We start from the raw sequence: 19,414 nt of genomic DNA, 5'->3' as shown, positions 1-19,414 counted from the left end.
TAATTCACACCAAATCCTTCATTGAAATATTAGATAAATTTTCTTGAGACTTTAAAAGCAATTCATCAATGTTCTCAGCGATAAAAATAAAGTCTTTTTGATCTACTAATATTTCAATCCATTTTGGTCTTGAAACTGAGAAGCCATCGTCGTAAATAGCAACATTTACAAAATTCCAAATATTTGAATTTACTCCATTTGCTTCAAAATTTGGTTGAATTATAATTGCTTTCATTATATCACTTTCTATCCAATCAATCCTTCGTTCTTCAAATGTTCTTAATACTTCCGGATAATCAGGTCGATCTTTAGTCAATCTTCCATTAAGCTTACTTGCTAAATCAATCAGCTTTGAATCTATGTTTTTAAATCTACTCATTTTTTACTCCGTTTTATGGGCCATAAGATTTCTATTGAAAAAATTAATCGATAAGAAAAGACGGTTCTTGAAGAACTCTATAACTCATAAAAACACATCCAAAAGGAGGCTTTTCAGTATTCTCAATAATCACCCAATCTAATATTCCTTTATTTATAAGCTGATACAATTCATATTCGATATATTCTGGAGTATAATTTAGTTTCCGGTACTCCGGATACGTTCTAACAAACTCCGAAAATTTCCATTGCGAAAACGTAATTTCATTTATCGAAATATCATAGTCATAAATAACACCGTCTTTATTGGCCGTACAGCCACTTCCGTGAAAGCAATATTCAATTCCTTCGATAGTTCCTTTTCTTTCAAAAAAAGTACTCGAAAATGAACATGGATGTATATCCTGTTTATATTTATTTTTTAATAAAGTTTCAAATGTTCTTATAAAACTGATATACTCCGCTACTATTTTTTCGATCATAATTATCCCAAAATTAAATCGAAAATATGGGATTTACAACCCTGCCAAAATTAAATCAAAACACTTCTAAATATATTATTTTTCTTACTATAATTACTTTGTTTTTATTATATTTGCGCTTCCTAATTTACAGAATACTGACATTTAAAAACTTTTGCCCTTGTGGTATGGTGGCGGCATTAGAAGTAATATTATTGCTTTCTGATAGTATAAGCTACCTTATTAACACGGGTTTTATATTCACCAAAATGTAAATTATGGACACCAAAAATCTTTCACAAGTAGCCGAAACCAGGCTAACCAATTTCTTCAACAACACTATTGACCCAAAAGAAATGGCGAAAGCCATAAGACAAGTCAATTACATCCTTGCCTTAGGTGTTTTAAGAGAACATGAAACACTTAAAAATGAAGTCAGCAATCTCGAAAACAGCTTTTACTGGCTCAATGAATTAGCCGAAGTTTTAAATCCGTATTTGGGTGTGGAATAGAATGCTAATTATCCCATTTTAGAACTAACACAACTAAAAGCCTCGATCTTAAAAAATCGAGTTTTTTAGTTTATCCTGTTTTAGATTTTCTTACACGCGCTCTGCGAAGTCTCCCGACTTCTTAGCAACAACAAGGATCGAACAAATTCAAAAAACGTTTAGATTATTGGAACGGGTACGAAGTCGGGAGACTTCGCACAGCGGGGAGGGTAAATCTATATTATGAATCTGTTTTGCAGAATTACTTTTTAAAATCAAATTATAGCAATACATTTAATCCATTATATTAAAATCTAAACTTCATGATAGAACTAATAATTGAGATGTTAACTTATATAGGATTACTTAAATCCTCAAAAGATACAAAGAACGAAAAAACAAAGTAAGCAATCTCGAAAACAGCTTTTATTGGTTCAATGAATTAGCCGAAGTTTTAAATCCTTATTTGGAGTGGAATAGATTACTGATTACAACATTTTACAATTAACAGAAAAGCCTCTATCTTAAAAAAATCGAGGCTTATTCTATTATTTTATTTATTGACACTAAATGAATTCCCAAAGTTCTCTTTAAAAAACTTAGCAAGTTCCTGTGTCTTGCCTTTTTTTATTGTACATATGACAGCTTGCTCTTTTCCTTCAGATTGGGCAATAATTATGACACTATCGTTATCTTTAATTATTTTATCCTTCACTCCACTTACTCCTCCTACAATAGCACCTATTGGCCCCAATAGTAAACCTCCAACGACTGCTCTTTTAATTACAGAACGCTCTTCAACATCAATTACGCCACCTGATTCCAGAGTTATTGATTTTATATCGGAATTATTAATAGCAAGATGATAAAGCTTGAAATTATGCATGATTGATATTTCAATTCCATCAGAATATTTAGTAAAATTTACCAATGGTTTTATTTTAAAAAAGTTTTGCGTCCCTAAAGCATCATCAATTTCTTCGATTCCTGCACCGTATTCGCATAAACCAACAATTTTTTTAGGTGACCAAAAGCTTTTCTTACCTATTATTTTTTCAAGCTCATTTTTCTTGATTAATTTCATATTGTTTCGTTATAAGTTAGTTTTGCTTTTTAAAATATTAATTTCTATACATTTACATCATTAAATCAGGCTTATTGATTACGAATATAAAACTATTTTAACTACAATTAGTATTTTTTTTGAGATGTAATCCTAATATAATTATAGCAAACATTTCAAAATTATTATGACATAAAAAACTCCTCAATCGCTTAAGGAGTTTAATAATTTGTAAAGTTATTTTTCTTTCTATTGGATAATGTGCCTCAAAACAAAAACCCGCATAAAAACGCAATTTAATCTACACAACCCTCACCCCGGCCTCCACAAAGCCTTTAATTTTAGCGCTCTTCGGGTTCAGTTCGGTAACGATAGCATCTACTTTATCGAGACCACAAACCTGATGTGGCATTTTGCCATTAATTTTATCAGAAGTCGCAAGGACAATTACCTTATCGGAAGCTTTAATCATTTCTTTTTTGATGATTGAAACTTCATATCCCATTTCGGTAAGTCCCTGATTTACATCTAAACTACTCACTCCCAAGAAGCAAACATCGGCTCTGATTTTAGACAGCACCTGAACCACGTCGATGCCCACGGTTACCATCGCTTTCTTCTGTAGCTTTCCTCCAATAAAGATCAATTCGATATTGGGATGCTGAGACAATTGCATTGCGATCGGCAGACTGTACGTATATATGGTAGCCGAAAAATCGATTGGAATGAGTTTGCAAAAAGATAAATTGGTAGTTCCCCCCGTCATGATAATCACCTGACCTTCATCAAGAAACGACAAGGCCTTTTGTCCTACTACAATCTTTTTATCTTCATTGATAATGGTAATATCAAATACATTATTGGATTTCTCCTTTACCGGAAAAGCAGCTCCATATACCTTATTGATCAGCCCTTTGTTGTGCAATTCGTTAAAGTCTCTGCGTATGGTATCCTCAGAGATGCTGAGCTCTGCGGCAAGATCGATCGTATGTATTTTTTCGACATCCTTAAATTTATCCATGATAAACTGGTGTCTTTCTTTCTTAAGCATTTTAACTTTTTTGAACAAATATAAATTATAATGCGTTATTATGCATCATTTACGCCTTAAAATTTATAAATTATCCTACACAAGCCCTAAAACACTAAAAACAAAAATTAAAAATGCATTATTATGCGTTTTATAACAAAAAACATAAAAAGTTTGCATTAAATCGCATTTATTAAAATTAATTCTTATATTTAGAATCTCTAACCAAACAAATATTTTAAAAATGAAAAGACTATTATTTATTCTATTTGGAATTATTTTGTTTGCGCAGCCCATTTTTGCGCAGTCAAAAACCGTATCCGGTACCATTACCAGTACTACCGACGGACTTTCTCTTCCAGGAGTATCCGTTTTGATTGAAGGTACTTCAAAAAGCACGACAACTGATTTAGACGGAAAATTCAGCATCGCAGTAAAAGAAAACGAAACGCTCGTTTTTAGTTTTGTAGGATTTGCTTCGAAGAAAATTAAAATTTCAGCAAACACAACTTCCATCAACCTAAAAATGGCCGAAGAAACAAATGCCCTTTCCGAAGTGGTTGTACTGGGTTCCACCGTACGCGCTACCCGTAAAGAGCTTGGAAATGCCGTAACCAGTTTAAAAGGAGAAGATTTGGTTAAAGCACAACCCGGAGGGCTTTCTACAGCTTTGCAGGGAAAAATTGCGGGTGCTCAGGTTTCTCAAAACTCGGGTGATCCAGCGGGAGGTTTCAGTATCAAACTTAGAGGAACTTCTTCGATATTAGGTTCTTCAGATCCTCTATATGTTATTGACGGTGTGGTTTTAAACAACGCTACCACCAACGTAACCAACTTAAACGTAACCACCGGAAACTCCAACATGCAAATTGGTCAGAACAGATCTGCGGACATTAATCCTAACGATATACAAAGCATTGAGGTATTAAACGGAGGTGCTGCAGCCGCCATTTACGGATCGAGAGCAGCCAACGGTGTGGTTTTAATTACGACTAAAAAAGGAGTCGCAGGAGAAACCAGATATACGTTTTCAACCAGCGTAACATCTAACCAAATTCGCAAAAAACTGGATATGAATACGTCTGACAAACAGTTTGTTAGTACTTCACCAGCCCTGTTCCCAATTCAGGGAAATCCTGCGAGTCCAACTACAGTTACGGTTTTAGGCCGAAACCTTGAAACCAAAACGACTAACGTACAACGACACGATTATCAGGATGATATCTTTACTACCGGTGTTGGAACCGATACTTATTTCTCGCTGCAAGGCGGAGACGAGAAAACCAAATACTTTGCTTCTCTTGGTTATTTGGTAAACGAAGGAATTATAAAAAATACCGATTTTAAAAGAGCCGGAGCCAAAGTAAGATTGAAACATGACTTCAATTCTAAACTATCCGCTACGGTGGGATTAAATTATATCAACTCAAGTTCAAATGAAAAACCGGACGGGAATGTTTTCTGGAGTCCGATTAATGCCATCAACATCACCAATAATATCTACGACATCAATCAAAGAGATGTAAACGGCAATCTGTTGGCGGTTGATCCGAACAGGGTGAATCCTCTTTCGATTATCGAAACTTTCAAAATCAAACAAAATACAGACCGTATTATCTCTGATTTACAATTAAACTATACGCCGTTTAAAAATTTCAATGCCGATTTGATTTTTGGTATCGACAATTACAATCAAAGAGGAAATGTCTTCATTCCAAGATATCCGTATGTTGTGAATCCTGCGTATTACAATGATGGTTATGTTTCTGAAGCGACCAACAGAGTGGTACAATTCAACAACGATTTGAACTTAAGATACCTTTGGAATATTAACGACAAATGGAAAGCCACTACTTATGGAGGTTACAATGTGCAGACTTACCGCGATAATTTTGTGGCAGTTGAAGGCCGTAACTTAAAACCGTTTATCGAAACCATAAATGCTTTTAATACGCTGATTCCTGGTTCACCAAGTTCCAGCCAGTCCAAATACAATTTATGGGGTTATTACCTTCAGGAAACTGTTGGTTACAAAGACAAATTGTACCTAACGATTGCCGGAAGACAGGATGCTTCGACTATTTTTTCGAGCGCCAACCGTTCACAATTTTATCCAAAGGCGAGTGTGAGTTATGTGTTTTCAGATGAACCTTTCATGCAAAGCATTCACGATGCCGTAAGTTCAGTACGTTTTAGAGCTTCATGGGGAAAATCAGGAAGTTTAACGGCAATTAAACCTTATGCCCGTTTTACCAATTATTCTACCGGAACACTTTTAGGAAACAGTGCTTTTTCTATTGAAGGATTCAAACAAGGAAATCTGGATTTAAGACCGGAACAAAGTGTTACGTATGAAATTGGAGGTGATTTTGGTTTTATCAAAGACCGTCTGAATTTATCTTTTAGCTATTACAATGCTGATATTGATGATTTGTTATTGCCGGTTCAATTGGCTGCTTCTGAAGGAGCTACCAATACGATTAAAAATATCGGACAAATGAACAACAAAGGATTTGAAATCAATTTGAAATACGCTTTAATCAAAAAAGAAAACCTTAATCTTGATGTTTTTGTAAACTACAGCAGCAACCGAAACAAAGTAACAGGATTACCGCAAACCCGTTTCAAACTGGACAGTAACTTAGCCGGAGCGCCTGTTTTTGTGGAAATGGACAAACCGATCGGAATTTTCTACGGAACTTACTTTGCCCGAAATTCCGATGGAAGTTTATTGCTGACACCTTCCGGATATCCGCAAACCGAAAAAGGAGATGTAAATACCGGAGCACCACAAAGAGATGCTTCAGGACAGCCAACAGGAACCATTTTGAACAAACAAATTGGTAATCCGAATCCGGATTACATCATCGCATTCGGAGCGAATCTGAATTACAAGAAATTTGGCCTTTCAGTATTATTTGACGGTGTTCAGGGCGTAGATGTTTTTGATGCCGATTACAGAACCAGACAAGGTGTAGGATCAGGTAAAATAGTTACTCAGGAACTTAACGGCGAATTACCGCGTGGGTACATCTGGTCGGTTTATAATGTGGAAGAATTTAGAGTGGTAGACGGAAGTTACCTGAAATTAAGAGAAGTTTCGCTTAATTATTCTTTTGGGAAATTAAACAAATTCTTTGACGATCTAACCGTTACAGCCAGTGGAAGAAACCTGATTTCGTGGGATCACTTTACCAGTTTCGATCCGGAAACCAACTCAGGCGGACAGTCTTCTGTAGCGAAATACAATTTTGGAACCGTGCCAATTCCAAGTTCTTATTCCTTGGCGGTAAAAGTTCAATTTTAATCAAATCAAAACATCATGAAAAAAATATTAATCCCTATAGTTGCTCTTACATTGCTTTTAACGAGCTGTAATGAAGATTATTTAGACCCAACCAAGCCCTCTCAGGAATTAGTTTTTGGAACCCGAGAGGGAGTTATTGGTGCTGCCAACGGACTACAACTGCTTTGGAGCGTTGACCGAACAAGCCCTGTGTACAACACCATTACCGGAAACGGATTTACCACAAAAGAACTACGACTGCTAAACGCCGGAAATGTCGATGAAGGCGAACTTTCTGTAGGCGCCGGTGTACTTTCGACCAAAAATCAGGTCGTGAACAATCTATGGTCACAGTGTTTGGTGATTAAATCTGAATCACAAAAAGTAATCGATAATATCAACGTATTAACTTCAGATACCGAAAAAGCCAGTGTTCTGGTTCATGCCTCTATTTTTAAGGCAATGGCAATTACAACTCTGGTGCAATATTTTCAAAGTGTACCATTAAAAACAGGTAAAAACGCCACTTTTGATTCGAGAGCCGATGTGTTAACAGAAGCCATCAAAATTTTAAAAGTAGCAGAACCACTGCTGGACAAAGCCACCGGAGCAACGGGATTGGTTACCAGTATTAATTACAAAAATACCGTTTATGCGCTTTTAGCCCGAACGTATCTGATGGCCGGAGATTACGACAATGCCATCGCTTATGCCGGCATGGTTGATCTGTCTGTAAAATCGGTATTTGCTTTTGATCCCATTAGTCAGAATCCTATCGCCTATATTTCGATCACAACCAATAATGTTTTTCAACCTGTTGATCTGACTTTGGGATTGCCAGCTGCTTTAGCTCCTTCTAATGCTGACGGAAGGCTTAATTTTTACATCAAACCGGGTTCAAACCCAACAGTTGCCACAGGCTTTTTTGATTCGAATACCAAATCAATTCCACTGTATTTACCAGGCGAAATGATGCTGATTAAAGCCGAAGGTTATGCCCGAAAAGACAATTTACCTCAGGCACTTATCGAACTAAATAAAGTTTTAACCAAAACAACCGGAGCAGATACTTACGGCATTGGTGCCAATCTTCCGCCATACACGGGCGCTGTAACCAAACCTGCTATTTTAACCGAAATTTACCGCAACCGCTGTATCGAAATGTACATGTCAAGCCTAAAACTGGAAGACAGCAGGAGATTTGATCGTCCGGGAGCAGGAACAGCCGGTGCCGAGAGAAACCGTAACTGGTATCCTTATCCGGATTCTGAAAGAAACAACAATACGAATACCCCAGCTGATCCGGCTATCTAAAAAATGGTAAAATCGAGGCATAACCTTATGCCTCGATTTTGATAAAACAACCACAACTTATTTGTTATGCAAAACAAAATTCCCGAAACCGAACAAGAATCCCTTTATAAGAATCTGGATCAGATGAGCACCAAAGAACTGCTCGTCAACATCAACACAGAAGACAAAAAGGTACCTCATATTGTTGAAAAACAAATTCCGAAGATCGAAAAACTAGTCAAAGCCATTGTAAAAAAAATGCAATTGGGCGGACGCTTATTTTACATTGGTGCCGGAACTTCAGGACGCATCGGTATTCTGGATGCCTCCGAGTGCCCTCCTACTTTTGGAGTGTCCCATGATATGATTATCGGAATTATTGCAGGAGGCGATACCGCCATTCGAAAAGCCGTAGAAAAGGCCGAAGACGATACCGAGCAAGCCTGGAAAGATTTGTCACAACATCAGATCTCGAGTTTAGATTTTATCATCGGGATCGCTGCTTCCGGAAACACTCCCTACGTACTGGGCGGACTCCAAAAAGCCAAAGAAAACAATATTAAAACCGGGAGTATTTCCTGTATCAGCAACGGTCTTATTGCTCAGGTTGCCGATTATCCCATTGAAGTAGTTGTAGGCCCGGAATTCTTAACCGGAAGTACCCGCATGAAAGCCGGAACAGCACAAAAGCTAACTTTAAATATGATTTCAACCTCGGTTATGATTAAACTGGGGAGAATTAAAGGCAACAAAATGGTTGACATGCAATTGTCTAACGAAAAACTGGTCAAAAGAGCCATTAAAATGATCATGGAAGAACTTCATATCGAACACGATCCTGCAGCTGAACTATTAGAGAAACACAAAAGCGTGAGGGCCGTTTTACAGGCAAATAACGCTAAGAAATAAACTCTATACTACTATGGTGAATAAATTTCCCGCAAAGTTTATGTCATTTCGACGAAGGAGAAATCACACTAGTACTTCGACAAAGATTGGCGACTTTCTATGTGGAGTTTCGTGTGTGATTTCTCCCTTCGGTCGAAATGACAATATTGTGTTTAACAGACCTTTTATCAAGCTCATGAACAAGTTAAAAAAATAATCTCATCACTAATCCAAAACCAAAATGTCTTCAAGCACCATCTTAATCTTCATCATCGTATATTTTGGCATACTATTACTGATTTCACAAATCATCAGCAAAAAAGGACAGGATAACGATTCGTTTTTCAAAGCCAATAAAAACTCCAAATGGTATTTAGTCGCTTTTGGTATGATTGGCACTTCCCTTTCCGGACTTACTTTTATTTCAGTGCCCGGTGAGGTTGGGTCTCCAAACGGAGAACAGTTCAAATACTTTCAGTTTATATTGGGTCAAGCCGTAGGACTTATCATTATTGCAAAAGTTTTACTTCCTCTATATTACAGAATGAACCTTACTTCGATTTACAGTTATATCGAAAAAAGGATGGGAACAAACAGCTACAAATCCGCAGCTTCTATTTTTTTGGTAAGCCGCACCATAGGTTCTGCTTTGCGTTTTTATTTGGTTGTGCTTGTACTGCAACGCTATGTTTTTGACTACTATCACATTCCGTTTCCGCTCACCGTATTTTTAGGCCTTACCTTTGTTTTTTTATATACTTACAGAAGCGGCTTAAAAGCTATTATTATCACAGACACCCTTCAGACATTCTTTCTGGTATCTTCTGTTTTTATTACCATATATTTTGTTTTAAACAGTTTAGACCTAACCATTTTCGAATCGGTTTCAGCAATTCGAAACAGTAATTATTCCAAGACCTTTTTCTTTGATGATTTTCTGACGAATAAATTCCATTTTGCCAAACAATTTTTGGGAGGATTGTTTATAATGATTGCGATGGTTGGACTCGATCAGGATTTAATGCAAAAAAATATCAGCTGCAAAAACATCGGAGAAGCACAAAAAAACATGTATACCTTTACCGTTATTTTTGTCACCATCAGTCTTCTTTTTTTAAGTTTGGGAGCCTTACTGTACATGTACGCTGCAAAAAACAATATTGCCGTACCGCTGGACTTAGTAACCAACAAACCCAGAACCGACTTGCTTTTTCCGGAGATTGCACTAAATCATTTGTCGACGATTCCTGCTTTGGTATTTCTGCTAGGAATTATTGCAGCCACTTTTGCCACTACAGATTCTGCTTTAACGGCCCTCACGACTTCTTTTTGTGTTGATTTTCTGGGAATGGATAAAACCGAAAATATTTCAAATCCCAAAAATGTAAAACGAAGACATTTGGTACATCTTGCCTTTTCTTTTCTTTTCTTTCTGGTGATTATTGTTCTGAATTCTTTTAACGACAGCTCTGTTGTTGCACTGGTTTTCAAAGCAGCTTCTTACACTTATGGACCGCTTTTGGGTTTGTATGCTTTTGGATTACTTCAGAAAAACAGAATTGTACAAGACAAACTGGTACCTTGGTTTTGTATTCTCGCTCCTGTGTTGACGTATTTATTAAGTGAAAATTCCAAAGCTCTTTTGGGTTATGTTTTTGACAACGAATTAATAATTGTTAATGCGCTGATTACTTATACAGGCCTTTATTTTACCAGTAAAAAAACCGACAAAAAAATATACTTTTAAGCCGATTACTGCCAAAATACTCTAATTTTAACCCGTTAACAAATAAATGATACATCTTTTACATTTGATTAGTGAATAAAAAATTTAGCCACGAATTCACTAATTATTGCTTTATAATAAATTAGTGAATTCGTGGCGAAAAACAAATCTATCTGTTAAAACAATTATACCCAACGAGTTAATTTTATCACTTTTATAATTCAAATCGTCTTTATAAAATTCAATTTTCATGAATAAAAATATAAATGCTCTGTACCAAATTGCTCAAAAAGAAACCCGCAGCATTATTGGGTTAATGTCCGGCACTTCGCTTGACGGGCTCGATATTGCCTTATGCGAAATTTCGGGTTCAGGGCAAAATAGCGCTGTCAAAATAACTGAATTTGAAACCATCGATTATTCGGAAGACATTAAAACTGAAATTCGTAAAGTTTTTGCGAAGAAAGAAATTGATTTTCAACATTTGGTGATGCTTAACGAATGGATTGGAATTTTGCATGCCGAAATGATTAACGATTTTCTGAAAAAACGAAATATTCCCGCCAGCCAAATCGATTTGATTGCCTCACACGGACAGACGGTTTTGCACGCACCCAAGTTCTTGCACCAGCAGGAAAAATTTCCAAACGCCACTTTGCAAATTGGTGACGGCGATCATATTGCCGTAAAAACAGGCATCATTACCCTTTCTGATTTCAGACAAAAACACATTGCTGCCGGTGGCGAAGGAGCTCCTTTGGCCGTTTATGGAGATTATTTTTTATTTGGAAAAAAGGGAGAAAACCGCATCATGCTCAATATGGGTGGTATTGCAAATTTTACTTTTTTACCCGCTTCTTTAAATTCTGAAGAAACCTTCGTAACCGATACCGGAACCGGAAATACGCTCATCGATCTTTTTACCAAACACTATTATCCTGAAAAAAGTTACGACAAAGATGCTGAAATAGCCAAACAAGGAACCATAAACCAGTTGTTACTAAACCATTTAAAAGACGATGCTTTTTTTCGTCAGGAATTCCCAAAAACTATTGGACCTGAACTTTTTAGTGCCGAATACGTAAAAGCAGCTTTAGCCAAAAGTACTCCCGATACCATTTCGCCTCCGGATTTGCTGGCTACTTTAACCCGTTTTAGTGCCGAAACAATCGCCGAAGCCATTCAGTATGCCGTAAGCCATTCAAATTCTAAACTGGAAGATTTCAAAATTTACCTGTCCGGCGGAGGTACGCACAACCCTTTATTAGTCCAATGGCTTAAAGAATTGTTGCCTTGCGATTTTCATAAAACAGATGAACTGGGCATTTCAGGCGATGCCAAAGAAGCCGTTTTGTTTGCTATTCTAGCCAATGAAACTATAGCCGGAGATGATTTTAATTTTGGCTCACACAAAGGAATTCCATCCGTAACCATGGGGAAAATTTCGTTACCACAGTAAATAAAAAATTGGGTATAATCCCTCAAAGATTAAATAAACACATAGAAACATAGGTTTTATGTGTAAAAAAGAATACAAAAAAGAAACCCGTTTCCTTCATATAGCAGGCTATGTGTGTTGAGAAAAAGTGAAACGCCTGTTCTTTAGTTTGCAAAATACTATGTCACTATGTGTTAAAAATAAGTACCCCGAAACGGACTAAATAAAATAAAAAAATGAAAGATCGTATCATTTCAGTTGATGTTTTAAGAGGACTTACCGTCTTGTTAATGACCGTTGTAAACAATCCGGGAAGTTGGGATTACGTTTACCCCATTCTCGATCACGCAAAATGGAACGGCTGTACCTTAGCCGATCTTGTTTTTCCGTTTTTTATTCTGGTTGTCGGAATTGCGATTCCTCTTGCCATGCCCATCAAACAGAACAAACCCGAAAATATCTTAAAAATAATTACCCGTTCCCTGCGCATTATTTGCCTTGGGTTCTTTCTGTACTTTTTTAACAGTATTTATTTTTTAGGACTAGATGGATTCCCGCTCCTTCTAATACGTTTACTTATTACTGCGGCAGTTGGATATGCTTTAATTGGAAATTTCAATCTTAAAACCAAAACCATTTTGGCCGTCGGGCTTTTCGTCATTTTCCTGGCTTTAGCTTACGGTGGACACGAAAATTTCAGCGATGTCAGGCTTCCGGGTGTGTTGCAACGCATCGGGATTGTCTATTTATTGGTGTCGATTGTTTATTTAAAAACAAACATAAAAACTCAAATCCTTCTAAGTGTTCTTATTTTATTGGGATACTGGGCCATAATGACGCTGATTCCCGTTCCCGGAATTGGTCCTGCAAACCTCGAACCCGGTACCAATTTAGCTTCGTGGCTGGATAGTATTTTACTCAAAGATCACATGTATATCGCTACCAAAACCTGGGATCCCGAAGGTGTTTTAAGCACGGTACCCACTATAGCCAACGGATTGATCGGTTTACTAATTGGACAATTACTGCTTAAACCTTTACCTAAAATCGAAATTGCTAAAAAAATGGTAATCTTAAGCAGCGTACTCCTTATTTCAGGGCTGCTATGGTCAATTGTTTTCCCGTTAAACAAAGCACTCTGGAGCAGTTCTTATGTATTGTTTACTGCCGGAATTGCCCTTTTCCTTCTAACTCTGATTTATTATATCGTAGACGTACTGAACCATAAAAAATGGACATCTTTTTTACTAAGCTGGGGTGTAAACCCGATGATCGTATTCTTTGTTTCCGGAATATTGCCGCGTGCACTCGCGTTGCTTAAAGTTCAGAACCCTCAAAATATTTCAGATCCCATCAACGTTAGAGACTATGCTTACCAATATTGGATCAGTCCGCTTTTTGAAAATCAAATGTTATCTTCCCTGACCTATTCTATACTATATGTTCTTTTGTGGAGTTGTATGTTAGGATATTTTTACAAAAAAGGACTCATTTTTAAGGTATAATTTTTGTAAAAAAAACGAAGAGCATATAATTTCTTATACTCATCTAAAAAAACTATTTTTGGTTTCTGTTAAAAAAGATTGAAATGCATAAAAATCAGCAACTATTATTCTCTATTCTATTTTTATTTCTCTTTGGATGGAAATCCAATGCACAGGAAAAAAACCTTTACCCTAAAAACGAATTTAGAGGGGTCTGGATTGCAACCGTGGTAAATATCGACTGGCCCAAAACGGCTACAGACGGCGTGGAGAAAGAAAAAGCAGACTATCTTGAAATTTTAGAAGCTTATAAAAAATTAAATTACAACGCCGTAATTGTTCAGGTGAGAAGTGTTGGTGATGCTTTGTACCCTACAGAACTGGCACCCTGGTCCCGTTTCCTGACTGGTAAAGAAGGTCAGGCGCCAAATCCGTATTACGACACATTGGCCTGGATGATCGAGGAAGCCCATAAAAGAGGTTTTGAATTTCACGCCTGGCTGAATCCATATCGCGCCACTTTCGATCTAAACAAACAGCAACTTAGCCCCAATCACGACATTTTTAAACATCCGGAATGGATGATCGAATATGCCGGAAAAATATATTACGATCCGGCATTGCCTGAAGTGCAGGAACACTTAACCAAAGTAGTAAAAGAAGTAGTTGACAAATACGATATCGACGCCATTCATTTTGACGATTATTTTTATCCGTACACTGTTTCGGGAAAAACCTTTAACGATACTGCCTCTTATAAAAAATACGGAGCCGGACTAAGCATTGGCGATTGGCGTCGTGCAAATGTGAGCAATTTTGTACACACCATTTCTACAATGATAAAAGCCAGTAAACCATGGGTACAATTCGGAATCAGTCCGTTTGGCGTTTGGAGAAATAAATCTCAGGATCCAAAAGGTTCTGAAACCCAATCGACTTCCAATTATGACGATTTGTACGCTGATCCTGTTTTATGGATGGATCAAAAATGGATCGATTACATTCTGCCTCAATTGTACTGGAGCATGAACAACCCGAGAGCCTCCTATTCAAAATTAGTAAAATGGTGGTCAGAGAACTCAAACAATACCGCTTTGTATATCGGACATGCCTCTTATAAAATTAGAGGAGATAATGATAAAAGCTGGAATTTTGCCAGTGAAATCCCAAATCAGATTGATTATGCCCGAAGCTTCAAAAAAGTAAGCGGAAGTGCTTATTTCAGCTCCAAATGGTTTATGAACAAAAACTTTGACATTGTTCGTCTTTTAGAGGAAAATCAATACAAGTATCCGGCACTTCCGGCTGCAGTTCCTAATTTAAAACACATTGTAATCGATATACCAGTTGTAAATGAATACTCCAAAGACAACAGCAAATACACCTTCACGATCAAAAATCCGTTGAACACAAAAGTGCGCTATATGGTAATTTATGGTGGCGATCATGTCTCGAAAGTAGATATTAATGATGCTACAAAAATCATCGATAAAATTACAGTTCACGAAACTGGCGATGTGATTACCTTTAACATTCCTGCCGAAAAAATCAGCAAGTACAAAGCCTGTGCCGTAACTTTTATCGATTATTATGCTAATGAAAGTACTCCTGCTGCCATCGACTTAAAAAAGACATTTAAACCTTATACCCCTGCTCAGCCTAATGAAAACAGATAACAAACCATGGTTCTGGATTCCGTTTCTCAATTTCGCATCTGGATTACCTTATGCCATCATTATCTCCGTTTCAGTAATTATGTACAAAAATCTGGGGATTTCAAATGAGGATATCGGTGTTTACACCAGTTTATTATACTTACCCTGGGTGATAAAACCACTCTGGAGCCCTTTTATTGAATTGACAGGAACTAAAAGAAAATGGTTTTTATCGATGCAATTGCTCATTTCTATTGCTTTTCTATTAGTCGGATTTACGATACCGGCGAGTGGATTTTTCATGATGACTTTAGCCATATTCTGGGTTGCCGCTTTTGCTTCAGCTTCTAATGATATTGCCAGTGATGGCTTTTATCTATTGGTTTTACCAAAAGAGCAACAATCTTTTTTCTTGGGAATCAGAAGTACATTTTACAGACTTTCGATGCTTACCGGAAATGGATTAATTGTTTTGCTTGCAGGTTATTTAGAACATAAATATGGCGACAATACAAAAGCCTGGTCGTATACCATGATTTTTGTCGGTTTATTAATGACATTTATTACCGTTTACAATTTCATCTTTACTCCAAAAGACGAAATAAACACATCAGAAGGGACAGATAAAACACATCATCAAAACTTTGCAACTATATTCATAAGTTTCTTTCAGAAAAAACAAATTGGAGTAATTCTCGCTTTTATCCTTGTTTTCAGACTTGGTGAATCTCAATTACTTAAAATGTTAAGTCCTTTTTTACTTGACGGAAAGGAATTAGGCGGAATGGGATTAGATACGGAAGCAGTTGGAATAATTTACGGAACTTTAGGTATTTTTGCCTTGACTGTTGGAGGAATTTTAGGCGGAATCGCCATCTCTAAACACGGTCTTACCAAATGGATGCTTCCTATGTTTTTGACCATGCATCTGCCTATTCTTGGCTTTATTGGATTGGCTCATTTTCAACCGGAGAATGTTTTCCATCTTCATTTAAATCTTTATTTTTTCGAAATTAACTCTCCTTTAAATCTTTATACCTGTATTACTGTTATTCTGGAACAATTTGGATACGGTTTTGGTTTCACAGGCTTTATGATGTATTTAATACATGTTGCAGAAGGAGAATCAAAAACCGCACATTATGCGCTTGCGACTGGTTTTATGGCATTAGGAATGATGCTTCCGGGAATGCTTAGTGGCTTTATACAAAAATATTTAGGCTATGAAAACTTCTTTATTTGGGTCATAATAGCTACAATTCCAGGTCTTATTTTATCACGTTTTTTAATTTTCCCGAAAGATTTTGGGAAAAAATCTGAAGAAGTTTAAACCCCAAATCAAACATCTTACCTATGGAAATCAATGAGAATTTGCAGGCCGAACGCAACTTAAAAGGAACTGAGTTCGAGAAAACAGGAAATTTAGAAAAAGCAATTGAGCTATACGAGGAAAATGTCAAGGAAAGCTTTAAAGGAAATCATCCTTATGATCGATTAGCAACGATCTACAAAAACGAAAATAATATCGATAATGAAATTAGAGTTTTAGAAAAAGCCATTATCGTTTATGAAGAAATTACAATCGAAGACAGAATCGAAGGTTTGCCGAAACTCTTCCGTTTCAAAAATCGATTAGAAAAAGCAATTGAAACTAAGAAACAATTAGCCAAACAAAAAAAGGCAAAACTGAAATAAATAAATATTTTAAAATTAAGCTTAATTTTCTTTTCACCATTAAGAGATTAAGATAATAAAGCTCAGCTTGGCTTAATTTACTTAATATCTTAATGGTAGAAAATAAGAGCAACTTGGTTTTATTTTACTCAACTTTTTTGAATCATGATCAAACTAAAACGAACAAACTCAGACGATACTGATTTTAAAAATCTGGTCATTTTACTGGATCAGGATTTAAAAATCAGGGATGGAGAGGACCATGCCTTTTACAATCAATTCAACAAGACCGATCAAATAAAACATGTTGTCGTTTTTTACGAAAATGATGTGGCTGTAGGTTGTGGCGCTTTCAGAGAAAAAGAAAAAGATACGGTAGAAATCAAACGCATGTTTGTACATCCGAATTTCCGCAAAAGAGGAATTGCTTCTCAGGTTCTGGCAGAACTGGAACGATGGGCCAAGGAAGCTGAATACCATTATACGATTTTAGAAACCGGTAAAAATCAGCCGGAGGCAATCAATTTGTACCAAAAATTAGGTTACGCTATTATTCCAAATTATCCTCCTTACGAAAAAATGGAGAATAGTGTTTGCATGAAAAAGACTTTAGAATAATCTATTGGGTGTAATTATTTTTAACACATAGAAACATAGATTTTTTTAGCAGAAAAAAAGCATTTGACCTATTTAAAATACACAAAGCCGGTTATGTGAAAGAAATATAATTCTTTTTTGTATCCTTTTTTACACATAAGATCTATGTTTCTATGTGTTTAATTAAACTTTTACGAATTACAACCTAACGGGTTTTATACTAATGAAAATGACAGCACAAGCATTAAGACAAAAAGTGGGACAATTCTTTTTTCCTGCAGTTTTTATAAACGATACCGAAGAAAACATTCAGGAAACCGAACGTTTAATAAAAGAATATAACATTGGTGGGCTTACCTTTTTTCACAGCCGTGCCAGTGCTGCAACGAACTACGAAAGCAAGAAAAAAGTCATTTTTAATGATGATAGTTATCAAAAAATAAAAGACCTGATTGTTCGTTATCAAAAAGCAGCTTCTACCCCTCTTTTAATCAGTATTGATGCCGAATGGGGCTTGGCCATGCGCATTGAGAAAACACCGCAATACCCGTACGCCATTACGTTAGGCGCCTTACCGGAAAATAAATCGAATCTGGTTTATGAAGTGGGGAAACAAATTGGTTTAGATTTAAAAGCCGCCGGTATTCATTACAACTTGTCGCCACTGGCAGACATCAACAATAACCCGAATAATCCCGTAATAGGTTATCGTTCTTTTGGTGAGAACAAAGAAAAAGTAGCCCATTTTGCTGTCGAATATCTTAAAGGTATGTCCGAGGTCGGAATTTTAGGCTGCCTGAAACACTTTCCCGGACACGGAAATACCAATGTCGATTCGCATCTGGGATTACCCGTTTTAAACGAAACTTTGGACGAATTACTGGAGAATGAATTGTACCCATTTATTAAAGGAATTGAGAACAATGTCGATTCGATTATGATTGGACATTTGGCGGTTCCAAGTTTAAATGATGGAAAAAACACATCGGCGACCTTATCAAAACCTATTATCGAAACACTTTTACGAGAACAACTGGGTTACGACGGTTTAGTAATTTCTGACGCCCTGAACATGCACAGCGTTTCTAAATTATACGAAACCAAAGGAGAACTCGAATGGGAAGCCTTCAATGCCGGTAACGACATTTTATGTTTCGCCGAAAATGTTCCGGAAGGAATTGAATCTATTCTTAAAAATGCTTCTCCGGAACGCATTGAAGAAAGTTTTAACAGAATCATTAGCGCCAAACAAAAAGTTGGCATTTTAGATGAAACTCCCTTTACTTCAGGAGAACTGAATTTTGAAAACGCTTCGGCTTTAAACCTTGAAATTGCTCAAAATTCTATCACCAAAATCATCGATAATTTCACTACAGAACAGATTCTTGAAGCACAAGAAAACAAGCAGCTGGCCAAACTCAGTTTGTACAAAAACAGCAATAATCCTTTCTTTCAAACCTTAAATTCAAAATTAAATTCAGCTGAATTTGCTTTTGAAAATCCGGAAGATTCAAATATTCAGGAAATCCAAAAAAATCTGGAACCGTTTGAAACCATTATCATTTCCTTATTTGTTCCGAAAGCAAAACCGATGAACAATTTCGAAATCAATACCGAAGTTTTAACACTACTCTCGGATTTACTTCAAACTAAAAAGTGCATTCTTTATGTTTTCGGAAATCCATATGTTTTACCAATAATCCCAAACCTTTCAAATGCTTCAGGACTTATTCAGGTATATCAGGATTTTGAAGAGTTTCAAAAAAATGCCGGAATTCAATTTCTTGAAAATGGAATTTGCAAAGGCAGCCTTCCTGTAAATATTGACATTCAATAACTTACAACTCACAAACAATCAAGTATAACCAAAAACTATCGGTTAATAAATATTTATAATCACATCTTATTGTAAGAATGTATACTTATACCCTACTTTTGCACCAGAAATAA

The 19,414-nt window shown here is 36.4% G+C and carries 16 protein-coding genes; 12 read left to right on the top strand and 4 right to left on the bottom strand.

Annotation, left to right across the window (positions count from 1 at the left end):
• Positions 1 to 4: 4 nt before the first annotated feature.
• Positions 5 to 379 (bottom strand): hypothetical protein, encoded by a 375-nt coding sequence (locus FLA105534_RS17340; RefSeq protein WP_173967352.1) that lies wholly within the window; start codon positions 377 to 379, stop codon positions 5 to 7.
• 43 nt (positions 380 to 422) lie between these two features.
• Positions 423 to 860 carry a DUF6896 domain-containing protein gene (locus FLA105534_RS17335; RefSeq protein WP_173967351.1) on the bottom strand — a complete coding sequence of 146 codons (438 nt, stop codon included), beginning with the start codon at positions 858 to 860 and terminating at the stop codon, positions 423 to 425.
• 257 nt (positions 861 to 1,117) lie between these two features.
• On the opposite strand from FLA105534_RS17335, the gene FLA105534_RS17330 reads away from it, so the two are divergent.
• Positions 1,118 to 1,351 (top strand): hypothetical protein, encoded by a 234-nt coding sequence (locus FLA105534_RS17330; RefSeq protein WP_173967350.1) that lies wholly within the window; start codon positions 1,118 to 1,120, stop codon positions 1,349 to 1,351.
• 532 nt (positions 1,352 to 1,883) lie between these two features.
• Here FLA105534_RS17330 and FLA105534_RS17325 read toward each other — a convergent pair.
• Positions 1,884 to 2,414, bottom strand: a complete 531-nt coding sequence (locus FLA105534_RS17325; protein ID WP_173967349.1) for a hypothetical protein — start codon at positions 2,412 to 2,414, stop codon at positions 1,884 to 1,886.
• A gap of 280 nt (positions 2,415 to 2,694) precedes the next feature.
• The gene (locus tag FLA105534_RS17320) at positions 2,695 to 3,444 is read right to left on the bottom strand and encodes a DeoR/GlpR family DNA-binding transcription regulator (protein WP_173967348.1); all 750 of its coding nucleotides are present in this window, start codon (positions 3,442 to 3,444) and stop codon (positions 2,695 to 2,697) included.
• Between the two features lie 223 nt (positions 3,445 to 3,667).
• Between FLA105534_RS17320 and FLA105534_RS17315 the strand changes: the two genes are divergently transcribed.
• The 11 genes from FLA105534_RS17315 (at position 3,668) to FLA105534_RS17265 (ending at position 19,301) form a co-directional block, all read left to right on the top strand.
• Positions 3,668 to 6,730, top strand: a complete 3,063-nt coding sequence (locus tag FLA105534_RS17315; protein ID WP_173967347.1) for a SusC/RagA family TonB-linked outer membrane protein — start codon at positions 3,668 to 3,670, stop codon at positions 6,728 to 6,730.
• A gap of 15 nt (positions 6,731 to 6,745) precedes the next feature.
• A complete protein-coding gene (locus tag FLA105534_RS17310) occupies positions 6,746 to 8,023 on the top strand; it encodes a RagB/SusD family nutrient uptake outer membrane protein (RefSeq protein WP_173967346.1) in 1,278 nt (425 codons plus the stop codon).
• A gap of 66 nt (positions 8,024 to 8,089) precedes the next feature.
• A complete protein-coding gene (gene murQ, locus FLA105534_RS17305) occupies positions 8,090 to 8,911 on the top strand; it encodes an N-acetylmuramic acid 6-phosphate etherase (protein ID WP_173967345.1) in 822 nt (273 codons plus the stop codon).
• Between the two features lie 220 nt (positions 8,912 to 9,131).
• A complete protein-coding gene (locus FLA105534_RS17300) occupies positions 9,132 to 10,637 on the top strand; it encodes a sodium:solute symporter (protein WP_173967344.1) in 1,506 nt (501 codons plus the stop codon).
• Positions 10,638 to 10,866: 229 nt separating this feature from the next.
• On the top strand, positions 10,867 to 12,075 hold the full coding sequence (locus tag FLA105534_RS17295) for an anhydro-N-acetylmuramic acid kinase (protein ID WP_173967343.1): 1,209 nt from the start codon (positions 10,867 to 10,869) through the stop codon (positions 12,073 to 12,075).
• 215 nt (positions 12,076 to 12,290) lie between these two features.
• Positions 12,291 to 13,559: an acyltransferase family protein gene (locus FLA105534_RS17290; RefSeq protein ID WP_173967342.1), complete on the top strand. Its 1,269-nt coding sequence runs from the start codon at positions 12,291 to 12,293 to the stop codon at positions 13,557 to 13,559.
• Positions 13,560 to 13,642: 83 nt separating this feature from the next.
• Complete coding sequence (locus FLA105534_RS17285) at positions 13,643 to 15,214, top strand: glycoside hydrolase family 10 protein (RefSeq protein WP_173967341.1); 1,572 nt, start codon at positions 13,643 to 13,645, stop codon at positions 15,212 to 15,214.
• Complete coding sequence (locus FLA105534_RS17280; protein WP_173967340.1) at positions 15,201 to 16,523, top strand: MFS transporter; 1,323 nt, start codon at positions 15,201 to 15,203, stop codon at positions 16,521 to 16,523. The genes FLA105534_RS17285 and FLA105534_RS17280 overlap by 14 nt, the downstream gene beginning before the upstream one ends.
• A 23-nt stretch (positions 16,524 to 16,546) precedes the next feature.
• Complete coding sequence (locus FLA105534_RS17275) at positions 16,547 to 16,888, top strand: hypothetical protein (RefSeq protein ID WP_173967339.1); 342 nt, start codon at positions 16,547 to 16,549, stop codon at positions 16,886 to 16,888.
• A gap of 144 nt (positions 16,889 to 17,032) precedes the next feature.
• Entirely contained in the window at positions 17,033 to 17,485 is a 453-nt protein-coding gene (locus FLA105534_RS17270; protein ID WP_173967338.1) for a GNAT family N-acetyltransferase, read from the top strand.
• A gap of 202 nt (positions 17,486 to 17,687) precedes the next feature.
• Positions 17,688 to 19,301 (top strand): glycoside hydrolase family 3 protein, encoded by a 1,614-nt coding sequence (locus FLA105534_RS17265; protein WP_173967337.1) that lies wholly within the window; start codon positions 17,688 to 17,690, stop codon positions 19,299 to 19,301.
• Positions 19,302 to 19,414: the final 113 nt, after the last annotated feature.

The organism is Flavobacterium collinsii (genome assembly GCF_902804485.1).
Lineage (GTDB): Bacteria > Bacteroidota > Bacteroidia > Flavobacteriales > Flavobacteriaceae > Flavobacterium > Flavobacterium collinsii.
Note: the sequence above shows the minus strand (reverse complement) of the source record. Positions and strands in the feature narration are given on the sequence as shown.